Raw genomic sequence first — 14,497 nt, forward strand, 5'->3', positions numbered from 1 at the left:
TCAGCCGAGGGGCCGGGCGTCGACCACGTTCTGCACCGAGGCGACCGTCGTCCGGTGGGTGTCATAGAGACCCAGCGATGGTCGCATCATCGCCTCGACGACCTGACCGGACAGGGTCACCACGACGGCTGTCAGGATCGCCAGCCCCGCGACACTGCGTTCGCCCGATGTGAACAACTGGGCCCTGTTGTTTTTCTGTTTGCGCATTGAACCGCTCCCTCTGATCCCCGGAACGGAAGCTACGCCGCAGTGTTCCGGGCGGATGGAGCGTCAAGCGGACTCGCCGATTCGGTGTGTCCGGCGAACAACAGTCGCTTAATCGGGGGTGAAGGTCCGCACCGTCGGCTGCGTCTGTGGCGAGCGGGCTCGGCCATACTCCTGAAGCAGATCGGCCAGTTCGACGAAGTCGTCGGCCTGACGCCGCAGGTCGTCAGCGATCATCGGCGGCTGGCTCCTGAGCGTCGAGACGACAGTGACACGGACGCCCTTCGCCTGCACCGCCTGCACCAGCCGGCGGAAATCGCCGTCGCCGGAGAACAGGATGGCGTGATCGATGTTCGGAGCCAGTTCCAGCATGTCCACGGCGATCTCGATGTCCATATTGCCCTTGGTCCGGGTATGCCCCTGGGCGTCCGTGAACCGCTTCACCGGCTTGGTCACCAAGGTGAAGCCGTTGTAGCCGAGGAAGTCGATAAGAGGCCGGATCGGAGAGAACTCTTCGCCCTCGGTCACCGCCGTGTAATAATGGGCGCGAACCAGGACGGCTTTTTCCCGCAGCGCGTCGATCATCTTCTTGAAGTCGATGTCCGCGTTCAGGGCCTTGGTCGCCGAATACAGATTCGCCCCGTCGATGAAGAGGGCCAGGCGTTCGTTCGGATAGAGTCTCATGGAAATCGTCTCGTCAGAAATGGTCCCGGAGCCTGACGCGGTCAGTGTCAATATCGACAACGACCTGGATCTGGATGCGGCCGTCATCGTCGCGCTGGGCTGCAATGACAAGGGGGTGTGGGCTTCGTGCCGCGAGGCGCTGGAGGCGGCGTTGGCCCGGTTCCGGTGTGAAGGTATCGACGTGGTGGCTCGCTCCAGCTGGTGGGCCTCGCAGGCCTGGCCCGACCCGACCGACCCGCCATTCCTGAATGGCGTCGCCATCGTGCGCACGGCGCATGATCCGCATGCCTTGATGGCGGCTCTGGGGCGGATCGAGGAGGCGTTCGGGCGTCGGCGCACGGCGGCCAATGCGCCTCGCACTCTGGACCTCGACCTGATCGCCTATGGGCGGGAGCAGGGGGATTGCGACGGGCTGATCCTGCCGCACCCGCGCGCGGCGGATCGGCTGTTCGTCATGGGCCCGCTGGCGGAGATCGCGCCGGGGTGGGAGCACCCTGCCGGCGGTCTCGCTAGCGTTCTCGCCTCAAGCGCGACGGTTGGTACTGATGCGCGGCCTGCGCATTGAACAGCCTTTCATGGAGGCTCCGACTCTGGTGGCTCTGGCTGGTCGAGGCGCGGGTCGCACTGATGATCCTTGCGGCAATCGTAGCCGTGGTCGGGCTTCTGATCTGGTCACAATCAGTGCGAAGAAGCGTCGATCCCTTCGGTAGCGCGCATTCGGCGGATCCAGGCATGATCTGCAATACATACGGTGAGGGCCACACCGTTTGCTCTGCTGCACCGCCCGGTGTGAGGCAGTATCGAGACGATCAAAGGAAGCGGCGCGAGCAAGAGAAGCGCTCAACGCCGTAAAACGGCCCCTGTGGCGTTGCACAAACGCATGCCTATCTGTATGCAACGCGGTTCTCCCCCCGCCCGAGGTAATTCATGGCTCGCGTCACTGTCGAAGACTGCATCGAGAAGGTGCCGAACCGGTTCGGCCTGGTCCTGCTGGCCGGTAACCGCGCCCGCGCGATCGCCAACGGCGCGTCGCTGACCATCGATCGCGACAACGACAAGAACCCGGTCGTCGCCCTGCGCGAGATCGCGGAAGACACCGTCGTCCCCGCCGAACTGCTGGAGACCGTCGTGGTCGCCCTGCAACGCGTCGACGAGCGCACGGAAGCTGAGGACGAGGCGGAAATCGTCGGTCTGCTGGCCGAGCCGCAGCACATGAACATGGCCGAGGCCGAGCTGATCCGCGCGCTGCAAAGCGACCGGGACGGCGGCCAGGAGGAGCGGTACTGACGGCCGAACCCGCCAACGGTATCACCATCCTCCCGGCGCGGTCGGGTTCGACCCCGCCTGCGAACGACATTGCCAATGACACCGTTTCGCCGTCGGCTGCCCCGCAGCCGGCGGCGAAACGCATTCCGGTGCTGCGCCAGTTCGAGTTGATCGAGGCGGTCAAGGCGTACGACCCCACCGCCGACGAGGCGCTGCTGAACCGGGCCTATGTCTATGCGATGAAGATGCATGGCTCGCAGCTGCGGGCCTCGGGCGACCCCTATTTCGCCCACCCGATCCAGGTCGCGGGCATCCTGACCGACTACAAGCTCGACACCGCCACCATCGTTACGGCCTTGCTGCACGACGTGGTCGAGGACACCTCGGCGACGCGCGACGACATCGCCCGCATGTTCGGTGAAGAGGTCGCGGTTCTTGTCGAGGGCGTGACCAAGCTGTCGCGGCTTGAGCTTCAGGCCGAGCACACCCGTCAGGCCGAGAACCTGAGGAAGTTCATCCTGGCCATCAGCCGCGACGTGCGGGTGCTGCTGGTCAAGCTGGCGGACCGTCTGCACAACATGCGGACGCTCAAGTACGTCAAGCCGGAGAAGCGCGAGCGGATCAGCCGCGAGACGCTGGAAGTCTACGCGCCGCTGGGTCGGTCGATCGGCATCCACTCCATCGCGTCGGAACTGGAAGAGCTGGCGTTCGAGCATCTGAACCCCACGGCCCGGACCGCCATCGAGCGGCGGCTGGAGGCGCTGAAGCTCGAGCACGGGCATGCAACCGATGTGGTTTCGTCGGAAATCCAGCAGGTGCTGTCGGAAGCCGGCATCGCTGCGCGCGTTTATGGCCGCCAGAAGACGCCCTATTCGATCTGGCGGAAACTGCAGCGGAAGTCAGTGGGCTTCTCGTCCCTGTCGGACATCTATGGCTTCCGTGTGCTGGTCGAGGCCGAGGACGACTGTTACCGCGCGCTCGGCGTGATCCACCGCTCCTGGCCGATGGTGCCCGAGCGGTTCAAGGATTTCATCTCCACGCCCAAGTCGAACAACTACCGCTCCCTGCATACGACCGTGGTGGGCCCCGGCGGCCTGCGCATCGAGATGCAGATCCGCACCGAGGCCATGGACCGGGTCGCCGAGGACGGGGTGGCGGCGCACTGGGCTTACAAGAACCATTCCTACGGCTTCGACCCCGAGGCGATGGAGAAGGACGGCGGCCGCGACCCGCTGCAGAACCTGCGTCACCTCGTGCAGGTCATCGAGCACGGGGAGGGGGGCGAGGACTGGGTCGAGCACGCCAAGCTCGAGATGTACCTCGACCAGGTCTTCGTCTTCACGCCCAAGGGCGCCCTGATCACCTTGCCGCGTGGCGGGATGGCGCTGGACTTCGCCTATGCGGTCCACACCGAGGTCGGGGACACGGCCGTGGGTGTGAAGATCAACGGCGAACTCAAGCCGATGCGCACGGCGCTGCAGAACGGCGACGTGGTCGAGATCATCCGCGGCAAAAAGCGCGAGGCCCCGGCCGACTGGCGTAGCCTGACCGTGACCGGCAGGGCGCGCTCGGCGATCCGCCGCCACATCCGCTCGTCGGAGCGCGACGAGTTCCACAAGCTGGGCAAGACGACGCTGGAACAGGCCCTGACGCGTGCAGGGAAGTCGCTGTCCGACGTTTCGCTGAAGGCTGTGGTCGAGACCTTGGCCACGGGGACGCAGGAAGACCTGTTCGACGCCATCGGTCGGGGACGAATCCAGGCCAACAAGGTCGTCGAAATCCTGTTCCCTTCGCTGAAGGGCACGCTGACGACGGGCACGGACCGCAAGAAGATCGGCGACGCCCAGGCGCGGCTGTTCGTGCGCGGCGGCGGACTGACGCCGGGTGTCAGCATCCATTTCGGCGCCTGTTGCACCCCGGTGCCCGGCGACCGCATCGTCGGCATTCTGGAGCCCGAGAAGGGGCTGACCGTCCACGTCATCGACTGCCAGAAGCTGGCCGATTTCGCCGATGACGACAGCGTCTGGCAAGACCTGCAATGGACTCCTCAGGCCGAGCAGGGGGTGGTCGGCACGGCCCGCCTGCGCGCCACGATCCAGAACGCGCCGGGCGTGCTGGGTCAGGTCTGCACGGTCATCGGCGAGGCCGGCGGCAACATCCTGAACCTCAGGATGGCGCACAGGCAGTCGGACTTTTTCGACGTCGACCTGGACGTCGAGGTGGCGGATGCCAAACACGCGACGAGCATCATCGCCGCGCTGAGGGCCAACCCGAACGTGGATACGGTCGAACGCTCGCGCGGCTGACGGCTACTTCTTGCCGGGCGGCTGGGTAAAGGGCGAGGTCCCGACCGACACGGCTGGCTTGGGCTTCTCGGCCTTGGGTTTGCGGACTTCCTTGTTGGACTTCACTTGACCCTTGGCCATGGCCGATACTCCTGACGCCTGCCGCCGGGAGGGCGACGCGAGCGTCCGCCTCGACCTAGGCCTTTCCACAGCCCGCGTCGCCATCTTGTTCAGAAGCCTGTTGACGAGAACAAACTGCCAACATAGAACAATACCGGAACACGCAATCTGGGGATAAGGCGATGACGAGAGTGGTTCGGGAAGCGCTGTCGCTTGCATCGTGCAGCGGCTTTGTCTGGATGGTGTGGCAGGTCGCCCTGTTGGCGAGATGAGTCGCCTCCGGCCTGCTCTTGAGGATCAGGCCATCACCGATACGCCCGCAGACGCCGGTTTTGTCCATCTGAGGGTGCGCTCGGCCTATTCGCTGCTGGAAGGCGCGATCAAGGCGGGCAAGGTCGGCAGGCTGGCGGCCGATGTGGGCATGCCGGCCGTCGCCGTGGCGGACAGGGTCAACTTGTTCGGGGCGCTGGAGTTCTCGGAAGCCGCCAAGGGCGCGGGCGTGCAGCCGTTGATCGCCTGTGCGCTGCCGGTCACCGGGATCGGCGGAAAGCGCGGCGAGCGCTGGGCCAAGACCCCGACCGTCGTCCTGATCTGTCAGAGCGAGAAGGGGTGGCGGAACCTTTGCGCCCTGTCCTCCGAAGCCTATTTGCTGGCCGGCGACGACGAGCCCAATGTCGCCTGGAGCCGGGTCGCGGAACTGTCCGAGGGGCTGATCCTCCTGTCCGGCGGACCGGACGGGCCGGTCGATCCCCTGTTCGTGCAGAACAAGCCCGCCGAAGCGGGGCAGGTTCTGGCGACCATGGCCGGGGTGTTCGGCGACCGCTTCTATGTCGAACTGCAACGCCACGGTCTGGCGGACGAGGCGGCGGGCGAGCGCGGTCTGGTCGAATGGGCCTATGCCAACGACGTGCCGCTGACGGCGACCAACGACGTCCACTACGCCAAACAGAACCAGGCGAGGTCACACGACGCCCTTCTGTGCATCGCCGACGGCGCCTTCACGGGCCAAGAGGATCGGCGCCGGATCACCGATCAGCATTTCTTCAAGACGGCGGCGGAGATGCGGACCCTGTTCGCCGACCTGCCCGAGGCCTGCGACACCACGATCGAGATCGCGCGCCGCTGCGCCTTCCTGGTCAAGACGCACCCGCCGATCCTGCCGCGCTTCGATGCCGGTGACGGCCGCACAGAACCTGACGAGCTGATGCACCAGGCCCGCGAGGGTCTGAAGGCGCGTCTGAAGCAGGTGACGCCGTCCGCGCCCGAGGCCGACTACTGGACCCGACTCGAGTGGGAGGTCGGGATCATCACCCAGATGGGCTTTCCCGGCTATTTCCTCATCGTGTCGGACTTCATCAAATGGGCGAAGTCGCACGGGATCCCCGTGGGGCCGGGCCGGGGGTCGGGCGCCGGGTCCCTGGTCGCCTGGGCCCTGACCATCACCGATCTGGACCCCCTGCGGTTCGGCCTGCTGTTCGAGCGGTTCCTGAACCCCGAACGGGTCTCCATGCCCGACTTCGACATCGACTTCTGTCAGGAGCGGCGGGAGGAGGTGATCACCTACGTTCAGGAGCGTTACGGCAAGGACCGGGTCGCCCAGATCATCACCTTCGGCACACTGCAGGCGCGGGCCGTGCTGCGCGACGTCGGCCGGGTGTTGCAGATGCCGCTGGGTCAGGTCGACCGGCTCTGCAAGATGGTGCCGAACAACCCGGCCAATCCGACAACCCTCGCGCAGGCGATCGAGATCGAGCCGCGTCTGAAGGAGGCGCGCGACGCCGAGAAGTCGGTGGCCAACCTGCTGGCCACGGCGCTGGAGCTGGAGGGCCTCTACCGCAACGCCTCGACCCACGCCGCCGGCATCGTCATCGGCGACCGGCCCCTGGTCGAGCTGACGCCTCTGTATCAGGACCCGCGCTCGGACATTCCGGCGACCCAGTTCAACATGAAATGGGTCGAACCGGCCGGTCTGGTGAAGTTCGACTTCCTCGGCCTCAAGACCCTGACCGTGCTGGATCGCGCCCACGGATATCTCAGCCGGCGCGGGGCGGCGCAGGACTTCAACCTGCTGCCGCTGGATGACGGCAAGACCTACGAACTGATGGCCTCGGGCCAGACGGTCGGGGTGTTCCAGCTGGAATCCCAAGGCATGCGCGACACCCTGCGCAAGATGCGCTGCGGTTCGATCGAGGAGATCACCGCGCTGATCTCCCTCTACCGGCCGGGGCCGATGGAGATGATCGACACCTATATCGACCGGAAATTCGGCCGGGCCGAGGTCGACTATCTGCACCCGTCGCTGAAGGAGACCCTGTCCGAGACCTACGGCGTCATCATCTACCAGGAACAGGTGATGAAGATCGCCCAGATCCTGGCCGGCTATTCGCTGGGCGAGGCCGACCTTCTTCGACGCGCCATGGGCAAGAAGAAGAAGGAGGAGATGGACATCCAGAAGGCGCGCTTCATCAAGGGCGCCTCCGAGAAGTCCGTGCCGGAACAGCAGTCCGACGGCATCTTCGAACTGGTGGCCAAGTTCGCCGGCTACGGCTTCAACAAGTCGCACGCCGCCGCCTATGCGCTGATCAGCTATCAGACCGGCTGGCTGAAGGCGAACCACCCGGTCGAGTTCTTCGCCGCCTCGATGTCGCTGGATCTGTCGAACACCGACAAGCTGGCAGTCTTCTATCAGGATGCGCGGAAGTTCGAGGTGCCGGTTCGGGCGCCCGACGTGAACACCTCGTCCGCCGACTTCGACGTGGCCTGGGACGACGAGGGCAAGGGCGCCGTCCTCTATGCGCTCGGCGCCATCCGGAACGTGGGCCTCGAGGCCATGAAACACGTCGTCGAGGTGCGCGAGACGGGCGGCCGGTTCGCCGACATCTTCGACTTCCTCGAACGGGTCGATCCGCGCGCGGTCAACAAGCGGGCCCTGGAAGGCCTGGCCAAGGCCGGCGCCTTCGACAGCATCCATCCGAACCGGCGTCAGCTGTTCGAACAGGCCGATGTGCTGATGGCCTACTGCCAGAGCGTGGCGGCGGACCGGACCTCGTCGCAGGTCTCGCTGTTCGGTGCAGATCAGGCGGCGGCGTCCCGGCCGCGGCTCAGGAGCATGGATCCCTGGGTCGGGCCGGAACGGCTGGACCAGGAGCTTTCGGCCGTCGGCTTCTACCTGTCCGGCCACCCGCTGGAGGATATGGAGGGGGCGCTGCGCAGGAAACGCGTCACCTTCGTCGCCGAGGCGGTGCAGCGCGCTGAGCAGGGCCACGACGCCTTCATGATGGCCGGGGTCGTGCGCCGCCGTCAGGAGCGGGCCAGCGCCAAGTCCGGCGAGAAGTTCGCCTTCGTCACCTTCTCGGACCCGACCGGCGAGTTCGAATGTCTGTTCCCCCCGGAACAGCTTCGACAATCCCGCGAACTGCTTGAGGTCGGCGCCGCCCTGATGGTGCGGGTGCGGGCCAAGTCCTCGGACGGGGAGGTGCGATTCTTCGGCGACGGGGTTTCGAAGCTGGACGCCCTCGTCGACGACGCCTCGGTGGGGTTGCGGGTCCACGTCTCGGCGCGGTCGACCGATCCGTCGGCCATCCAGGCGCGGCTGGAGCGGGCGAAGGCGCAGGGCAGGGGCGGCGAGATCACCCTGATTGCGTCGCTGGACGGCCGGCGGGAGGTCGAGGTGCGACTGCCCGGCCGATACAGACTGGACGGGGCGCTGCGGGGCGCGCTCAAGTCGGCGCCGGGCGTATTGATGCTCGAAGACGCCTGATCTGGAGGAGACGCCGATGACTGTCGAAACCCACGCCGGAAGTTGCCACTGCGGTGCCGTCGCCTTCGAGGTCGATACGGACCTGTCCGTGGTCGTGGAGTGCAACTGCACCCACTGTTTCCGCACCGGGGTCTGGCTGACCTTCGTCGAACCTGCGGCTTTCCGCCTGTTGAAGGGCGAGGACGCGGTTCAGGACTACCTCTTCAACACCCGCAAGATCCGTCACTTCATCTGCAGGACCTGCGGCGTCGAGACCCACGGCGAAGGCGCGGGGCCTGACGGCAAGGTCAATGTCGCCGTCAATGTGCGCTGCCTGACCGACATCGCGCCGTTCAGCGTGACGCCGACAATGCGGTACGATGGGCTGCATCAGATCTGAGACCGGCCGGACAGGCCTGAAGGCGGGCCTGCGGGGAGTTCTGCTCGCGGCCGGCCTGTTGCTCGGCGCCTGCGCGTCCCCGGGGGTCGGGCCGGGCGATCCGTCTGCGGTCGTCCTGCTGGACGATCCCGGGCTGGGCGGCACGCGCTGGGGCCTGCTGGCGGTCACGGCCGACGGCGAGACAGTGGCGGAGGTGCGGGCGGACGACCGCTTCATCCCGGCCTCCAACACCAAGATCTTCACCACGGCGACGGCTTTCGCCCGCCTGGAGGGGCTGGATGCGTCCGCCCCCGACGGAACTTCGGTCAGGCTGGAGTCGGACGGGGACGGTGCGCCCGACATCGTTCTGGTCGGGGCGGGCGATCCGCTGCTGGGCGATGGCCCGGCCTGCGTCGAGACCTGTCTGTCGGACCTGGCTGACGCCGTGGCGGCGCGGACGCGGCGCGTCGATGATGTCGTCGGCGACGACCGGCTGTTTCCCGACGAGCGCTGGGGGCCCGGCTGGAGCTGGGACGATATGCAGACGTCGTTCGGCACGGCGGTCTCGGCCCTGACCGTGAACGACAATGTGGTGGTGGCGGAGGCTGCGCCGGGCGATGTGGTCGGCGCCCCGGTGCGGGTGATCTGGCGCGCGGGCGACGACCTGTTGCCGCTTGAGAGCCAGGCGACCACGGCGGCCGAGGGTGAGGGCGATCTTCGGCTGGAGCGACAGCCGGGGTCCGATGTGGTGCGGCTCTACGGGCGGCTGGCGGTCGGCTCGGCTCCGCTGACCTTGCGGATCGGTATCGACGATCCAGCGGAGACGGCTGCCCTGCGGTTTCGGCGCCTGCTCGAACAACGCGGCGTGGTGGTCGAGGGAGAGACCAGGGCGCGGCATCGGCCGCTGGCCCTTTCGGACGATCCGACGGCTCGAACCCGGCCGGTCGAGCGAGCGTCGGTGGAAGGTGTCGAGATCGCGCGGCTGGCTCGTCGACCTGTAGCCCTGAGTCTCCAGCGCATCGGCAAGAACAGTCAGAACCTGTATGCGGAGCTGATGCTGCGGCGGCTGGGGCTGATCGATGGGGCGGGGTCAAACGCCGACGGTCTGGCTGTGGTCGAGGCGGAAATGGCGGCGGCGGGCGTGCCGCGTGCTGCCTTCGACCTGCACGATGGCTCGGGCATGTCGGTCTACAATCGCGTCAGCCCGCGTGCGACGGCGGACTTCCTGCGCTGGACGATGAGCCAGCCCTGGGGCGAGGCGTGGCGGTCGATCCTGCCGGTCGGCGGGCGGGACGGGACGCTGGCGCGCCGTTTCGTCGGCACGCCGCTGGAGGGGCGGATCTTCGCCAAGACCGGCAGTCTGAATGGCGTCAACGCCCTGGCGGGCTTCCTGACGACGGCGACCGGGCGGACGCTGGTGTTCGCTGTCTACGCCAACGACCGACCCTCGACCGCCGGATCGGCGACGGAGGTGATGGACCGCATGCTCGTGGCCCTCGCGGCGGAGAACTAGGGCTACGCCTCTCTGAGGTGGGCGCGGGTCGGCGAACGTTCACGTCCGCTTTCCGACACAGGAACGATGCGGGTCCAGTCCGGTTACGGGCGGCGAACCACGGAGGATTGTTCCCATGACACGCATGCTTCTCGCCGGCGCCGCCACCCTCGCCCTGCTGGGCGCCTGCAGCCGTTCGGAGGACCCTGCCGACGACGCCGCGGCGACGGTCAACGCGGCGCAGGACGCTGTCTCCGGCCCGGTGGGCCAGACCTCGGCCGCGACGTTGGGCGCCAATACGGCGGGCGGCTTCGTCACCGCCTTGGCGACCTCGGACATGTACGAGCTGGCGGCGGCCGATATCGCGATGACCAGGTCGTCCACGGCCGGAATCGACGAGCTGGCTGGCATGATCAAGACCGACCACACCGCCTCAAGCACGAAGCTGAAGACCATCGCTCCGACAGAAGCGGCTGACACCGCTCTGCCCACGGCGCTGGACGAGCGCCGTCAGGGTTTGATCGACAATCTGAATGCCGCTGCTCCCGCCGACTTTAACCGGGTCTGGCTGACCCAGCAGGTCGCGGCTCACAACGAGGCCCTGACCCTGCTCAACGGGTTCAAGGACCACACCGAAACTCCGGGATTGGCTGCGCTCGCCACCGAGATCATTCCCAAGGTGACGATGCACCGTGACCACGCCCGGCAGATGCTGGATGCGATGTAGGATCGGGATCATCCCGGTATGATACCAAGGGCGGTCCGAAAGGCCGCCCTTCTTCATGTTGAGGACTTCCCTTGCCTTTCCGGCCCGCCCCGACTATATGCCCGCCCACTTCACACGCAGGCGTGGCGCGTTTCGGGGAGAAATCCTGAAGCGCTCCGTTCCGAGGGGCCATCCGGTCCTTTCACCGTCTGCGGCGGAATAATCGGAAAAAGGACTTCCAAAGATGGCTCTGCCAGACTTCTCCATGCGCACCCTGCTCGAAGCAGGCGCCCACTTCGGCCACCAGACGCACCGGTGGAACCCGAAGATGGAGCGCTACATCTTCGGCTCGCGCTCCAACATCCACATCATCGACCTGTCGCAGACGATGCCGCTGTTCCACCAGGCTCTGGTGGCCGTGCGCGAAGTCGCCGCCAAGGGCGGTCGCGTCCTGTTCGTCGGCACCAAGCGCCAGGCCGCCGAGCCGGTCGCCGAGGCCGCCAAGCGCTGCGCACAGTACTACATGAACAACCGCTGGCTCGGCGGCACCCTGACCAACTGGCGCACCGTGTCGGGCTCCATCGCCCGCCTGCGCGAGCTGGAAGGCCTGCTGGAGCGCGGCGGCGAAGGCCGGGTCAAGAAGGAACTGCTGAACCTCGAGCGCGAAAAGGAAAAGCTGGAGCTTTCCCTGGGCGGCATCAAGGACATGGGCTCCATCCCCGACATCATGTTCGTGATCGACACCAACAAGGAAGCGATCGCGATCCTCGAGGCCCGCAAGCTGAACATCCCGATCATCGCGATCCTGGACACCAACTCGGATCCCGACGGCATCACCTATCCGATCCCGGGCAACGATGACGCCGCGCGCGCCATCCAGACCTACTGCGATCTGATCGCCGACGCCGTCCTCGACGGTCTGGCCGCCGGCGCCGCCCACTCGGGCGTCGATCTGGGCGCGTCGGAGAACCCCGTCGAGCCGATGCTGGCCGAGGCCTCGGCCCCGGTCGAAGCCGACGCCGCCCCCGCGGGCGCTGAAGCCGTCGCCGAGGAAATGCTGGCCGCTTCGGGCGAAGAGACGCCTGCTGAAGAGCCGGCCGCCGAAGAGCCCGCCAACGCCTGATCGGATCGGTCCGGCGATCCGGACCGTCCGCAAAACTGACATGCGGCCGGGCTAATCCAAGCCCGGCCGCTCATGCATTCGATACAGACCTCAGGAGACCAGAAATGGCCGAGATCACCGCCGCCCTCGTCATGGAACTGCGCGCCAAGTCCGGCGTCGGCATGATGGATTGCAAGAAGGCGCTTCAGGAAACCGACGGCGACATAAACGCCGCGATCGACTGGCTGCGCGCCAAGGGCCTGTCCAAGGCCGCCAAGAAGGCTGACCGCGTCGCCGCCGAGGGCCTGGTGGCCGTGGCGTCGAAGGAAGACGGCAAGGGCGAAGTCGGCGCCGCCATCGAGTTCAACTCGGAAACGGACTTCGTCGCCCGTAACGAGCTGTTCCAGAACGCCGCCAAGGCTTTCGCCCAGAAGGGCCTGGAGCACCACACCGTCGAAGCGCTGCACGGCGCCGAGCTGGAAAACGGCAACACCATCCAGGCCGAGGTCACCAACATGATCGCGACCATCGGCGAGAACATGCAGCTGCGTCGCGCGGCTCGCCTGTCGGTCGACGAAGGCGTCGTCGCCTCCTACGTCCACAACGCCGTGGCTCCGGGCCTGGGCCGTATCGGCGTGCTGGTCGCCCTGCACGGCGGCGGCGACAAGGTCGCCCTGCGCGAACTCGGCCGCAAGATCGCCATGCACGTGGCCGCGACCGCGCCGCTGTCGCTGAACACGGACGATCTGGACCCGGCCGCCGTCGAGAAGGAACGCGCTGTCCTGACCGAGAAGGCCAAGGAAGAAGGCAAGCCGGAAAACATGATCGCCAAGATCGTGGAAGGCCAGATCAACAAGTTCCAGAAGGATGTGGTGCTGACCAAGCAGCCGTTCGTCATGAATCCCGACGTGACCATCGAACAACTGGTCGCGGACACGGGCAAGGAACTGGGCGCGCCTGGCCTGCACCTGGCCGGCTTCGTCCGTCTGGCTCTGGGCGAAGGCGTGGAGAAGGTCGAGGGACCGGACTTCGCTTCGGAAGTCGCCTCGATGATGGCTCCGCAAGCTTAAGCACAAAGACTTCGTGACACTTGGGGCGCGTTCGGCTTTGAAGCCGGACGCGCCCTTCGTCTATAAAGACCCGCCCGATTCCCGCGAAGCGAGACCACCATGCCGACTGACAGCGCCCCCAGATACAAGAAGGTGCTGCTGAAGGTTTCCGGCGAGGTCCTGATGGGCGAGCAGGGCTACGGCATCGACATGCACACGGTCGACACCGTCGCTGCCGCCATCGCGCGGGTGGTCAAGGGCGGTACCGAGGTCTGCCTCGTCATCGGCGGCGGCAACATCTTCCGTGGGCTGTCGACGGCGGCGGCGGACATGGAGCGGGCCAGCGCCGACTACATGGGCATGCTGGCCACCGTCATGAACGCCCTGGCCATGCAGAACGCGCTCGAGAAGATCGGCGTCGACACCCGGGTGCAGAGCGCCATCCCGATGGCCGCCATCGCCGAGCCCTATATCCGTCGTCGCGCGGTGCGCCACATGGAGAAGGGCCGGGTGGTGATCTTCGCCGCCGGGACCGGCAACCCCTATTTCACCACCGATACGGCCGCCGCCCTGCGCGCCGCCGAGATGGGTTGCGACGCCCTGCTGAAGGGAACCTCCGTGGACGGCGTCTATTCCGCTGATCCGAAGAAGGACAAGACCGCGACCCGCTACGACCACCTGACCTATCAGGACGTGCTCTCGCAGAACCTGAAGGTCATGGACGCCGCCGCCATCGCCCTGATGCGCGAAAGCAAGATTCCGATCGTGGTGTTTTCGATCCGTGAGGAAGATTCACTGCGCAAGGTGCTGAAAGGCAAGGGAACGTTCACTGTCATCAGTGACGCTCCGCCCAAAGCGGCCTGACAAGAGAAACGAACGAGGAGACCCCGATGGCCAAGCCTGATCTGAAGACCTACCGCGACCGCATGGACAAGTCCGTGACCTCGCTGAAGGAGGAGTTCCAGGGCCTGCGGACCGGCCGCGCCAATGCCGGTCTTCTGGATCCGGTGCAGGTCCAGGCCTACGGCTCGTCGTCGCCGCTGAACGCCGTCGCCGCCATCTCGGTGCCCGAGCCGCGCATGATCTCCGTCAGCGTCTGGGACAAGTCGATGGTCGGGCCGGTCGAGAAGGCCATCCGCGCCGCTGGCCTCGGTCTCAACCCCATCGTCGATGGCCAGACCCTGCGTATTCCCGTGCCGCCCCTGACCGAAGAGCGCCGCAAGGAGCTGGCCAAGCTGGCCGGCAAGTATGCCGAACAGCAGAAGATCTCCGTCCGCAACGTGCGCCGCGACGCCAACGAGGACCTGAAGAAGGCCGAGAAGGCGGGCGACATCAGCCAGGACGAACAGAAGAAGATGGAGACCGAGGTCCAGAAGGACACCGACGCGGCCATCAAGCGCATCGACGAGACCTTGAAGACCAAGGAAGTTGAGATCATGCAGGTTTGAGGCTCGTGCTCGAACCTCGGCAG

14 protein-coding genes are annotated in these 14,497 nt (G+C 66.4%); 11 read left to right on the forward strand and 3 right to left on the reverse strand.

Translation table 11 applies throughout. The annotated features are described in order from the left end of the window. Both ACQY68_RS08980 and ACQY68_RS08985 read right to left on the reverse strand, forming a co-directional pair. The gene (locus tag ACQY68_RS08980; protein WP_428149026.1) at window positions 1-207 is read right to left on the reverse strand and encodes a hypothetical protein; all 207 of its coding nucleotides are present in this window, start codon (window positions 205-207) and stop codon (window positions 1-3) included. A 108-nt stretch (window positions 208-315) separates the two neighbouring features. Further along, the gene (locus ACQY68_RS08985) at window positions 316-888 is read right to left on the reverse strand and encodes an NYN domain-containing protein (protein ID WP_428149027.1); all 573 of its coding nucleotides are present in this window, start codon (window positions 886-888) and stop codon (window positions 316-318) included. A gap of 19 nt (window positions 889-907) precedes the next feature. On the opposite strand from ACQY68_RS08985, the gene folK reads away from it, so the two are divergent. From folK to ACQY68_RS09000, 3 genes are all read left to right on the forward strand, one after another. Then, the gene (folK, locus tag ACQY68_RS08990) at window positions 908-1,453 is read left to right on the forward strand and encodes a 2-amino-4-hydroxy-6-hydroxymethyldihydropteridine diphosphokinase (protein ID WP_428152621.1); all 546 of its coding nucleotides are present in this window, start codon (window positions 908-910) and stop codon (window positions 1,451-1,453) included. A 362-nt stretch (window positions 1,454-1,815) separates the two neighbouring features. Then, on the forward strand, window positions 1,816-2,175 hold the full coding sequence (gene rpoZ / locus ACQY68_RS08995) for a DNA-directed RNA polymerase subunit omega (protein ID WP_428149028.1): 360 nt from the start codon (window positions 1,816-1,818) through the stop codon (window positions 2,173-2,175). A 218-nt stretch (window positions 2,176-2,393) separates the two neighbouring features. Then, window positions 2,394-4,460 (forward strand): RelA/SpoT family protein, encoded by a 2,067-nt coding sequence (locus ACQY68_RS09000; RefSeq protein WP_428152623.1) that lies wholly within the window; start codon window positions 2,394-2,396, stop codon window positions 4,458-4,460. 3 nt (window positions 4,461-4,463) lie between these two features. Here ACQY68_RS09000 and ACQY68_RS09005 read toward each other — a convergent pair whose 3' ends face one another. Then, window positions 4,464-4,580: a hypothetical protein gene (locus ACQY68_RS09005; RefSeq protein WP_303695797.1), complete on the reverse strand. Its 117-nt coding sequence runs from the start codon at window positions 4,578-4,580 to the stop codon at window positions 4,464-4,466. Window positions 4,581-4,827: 247 nt separating this feature from the next. On the opposite strand from ACQY68_RS09005, the gene dnaE reads away from it, so the two are divergent. The 8 genes from dnaE to frr all read left to right on the forward strand — a co-directional run bounded on the left by dnaE (window position 4,828) and on the right by frr (window position 14,474). Continuing rightward, entirely contained in the window at window positions 4,828-8,319 is a 3,492-nt protein-coding gene (gene dnaE, locus ACQY68_RS09010) for a DNA polymerase III subunit alpha (protein ID WP_428149029.1), read from the forward strand. A 16-nt stretch (window positions 8,320-8,335) separates the two neighbouring features. Continuing rightward, window positions 8,336-8,698 (forward strand): GFA family protein, encoded by a 363-nt coding sequence (locus tag ACQY68_RS09015; RefSeq protein ID WP_428149031.1) that lies wholly within the window; start codon window positions 8,336-8,338, stop codon window positions 8,696-8,698. Further along, on the forward strand, window positions 8,679-10,190 hold the full coding sequence (gene dacB / locus ACQY68_RS09020; RefSeq protein ID WP_428149032.1) for a D-alanyl-D-alanine carboxypeptidase/D-alanyl-D-alanine endopeptidase: 1,512 nt from the start codon (window positions 8,679-8,681) through the stop codon (window positions 10,188-10,190). Before ACQY68_RS09015 ends, dacB begins: the two co-directional genes overlap by 20 nt. 115 nt (window positions 10,191-10,305) lie before the next feature. Further along, window positions 10,306-10,896, forward strand: coding sequence for a DUF4142 domain-containing protein (locus ACQY68_RS09025; protein WP_428149033.1), 591 nt, complete (start codon window positions 10,306-10,308; stop codon window positions 10,894-10,896). 223 nt (window positions 10,897-11,119) lie between these two features. Beyond that, window positions 11,120-11,998 carry a 30S ribosomal protein S2 gene (gene rpsB / locus ACQY68_RS09030; protein ID WP_428149034.1) on the forward strand — a complete coding sequence of 293 codons (879 nt, stop codon included), beginning with the start codon at window positions 11,120-11,122 and terminating at the stop codon, window positions 11,996-11,998. Window positions 11,999-12,102: 104 nt separating this feature from the next. Beyond that, window positions 12,103-13,047, forward strand: coding sequence for a translation elongation factor Ts (gene tsf / locus ACQY68_RS09035; protein ID WP_428149035.1), 945 nt, complete (start codon window positions 12,103-12,105; stop codon window positions 13,045-13,047). 99 nt (window positions 13,048-13,146) lie between these two features. Further along, window positions 13,147-13,890 (forward strand): UMP kinase, encoded by a 744-nt coding sequence (gene pyrH / locus ACQY68_RS09040; RefSeq protein WP_428149036.1) that lies wholly within the window; start codon window positions 13,147-13,149, stop codon window positions 13,888-13,890. A 26-nt stretch (window positions 13,891-13,916) separates the two neighbouring features. After that, on the forward strand, window positions 13,917-14,474 hold the full coding sequence (frr, locus tag ACQY68_RS09045) for a ribosome recycling factor (protein ID WP_428149037.1): 558 nt from the start codon (window positions 13,917-13,919) through the stop codon (window positions 14,472-14,474). The last annotated feature ends 23 nt before the right edge of the window (window positions 14,475-14,497 follow it).

The organism is Brevundimonas sp., assembly GCF_965278935.1.
In the GTDB taxonomy this organism is placed as follows: Bacteria; Pseudomonadota; Alphaproteobacteria; order Caulobacterales; family Caulobacteraceae; genus Brevundimonas.

What these genes read in the sequence shown, in the direction of transcription:
- frr (WP_428149037.1), top strand. Translation starts at nt 13,917, where the DNA reads ATGGCCAAGCCTGATCTGAAGACCTACCGCGACCGCATGGACAAGTCC.
- ACQY68_RS08985 (WP_428149027.1), bottom strand. Translation starts at nt 888, where the DNA reads ATGAGACTCTATCCGAACGAACGCCTGGCCCTCTTCATCGACGGGGCG.
- folK (WP_428152621.1), top strand. Translation starts at nt 908, where the DNA reads ATGGTCCCGGAGCCTGACGCGGTCAGTGTCAATATCGACAACGACCTG.
- rpsB (WP_428149034.1), top strand. Translation starts at nt 11,120, where the DNA reads ATGGCTCTGCCAGACTTCTCCATGCGCACCCTGCTCGAAGCAGGCGCC.
- ACQY68_RS08980 (WP_428149026.1), bottom strand. Translation starts at nt 207, where the DNA reads ATGCGCAAACAGAAAAACAACAGGGCCCAGTTGTTCACATCGGGCGAA.
- ACQY68_RS09025 (WP_428149033.1), top strand. Translation starts at nt 10,306, where the DNA reads ATGACACGCATGCTTCTCGCCGGCGCCGCCACCCTCGCCCTGCTGGGC.
- ACQY68_RS09000 (WP_428152623.1), top strand. Translation starts at nt 2,394, where the DNA reads ATGAAGATGCATGGCTCGCAGCTGCGGGCCTCGGGCGACCCCTATTTC.
- dacB (WP_428149032.1), top strand. Translation starts at nt 8,679, where the DNA reads ATGGGCTGCATCAGATCTGAGACCGGCCGGACAGGCCTGAAGGCGGGC.
- ACQY68_RS09015 (WP_428149031.1), top strand. Translation starts at nt 8,336, where the DNA reads ATGACTGTCGAAACCCACGCCGGAAGTTGCCACTGCGGTGCCGTCGCC.
- tsf (WP_428149035.1), top strand. Translation starts at nt 12,103, where the DNA reads ATGGCCGAGATCACCGCCGCCCTCGTCATGGAACTGCGCGCCAAGTCC.
- rpoZ (WP_428149028.1), top strand. Translation starts at nt 1,816, where the DNA reads ATGGCTCGCGTCACTGTCGAAGACTGCATCGAGAAGGTGCCGAACCGG.
- pyrH (WP_428149036.1), top strand. Translation starts at nt 13,147, where the DNA reads ATGCCGACTGACAGCGCCCCCAGATACAAGAAGGTGCTGCTGAAGGTT.
- dnaE (WP_428149029.1), top strand. Translation starts at nt 4,828, where the DNA reads ATGAGTCGCCTCCGGCCTGCTCTTGAGGATCAGGCCATCACCGATACG.
- ACQY68_RS09005 (WP_303695797.1), bottom strand. Translation starts at nt 4,580, where the DNA reads ATGGCCAAGGGTCAAGTGAAGTCCAACAAGGAAGTCCGCAAACCCAAG.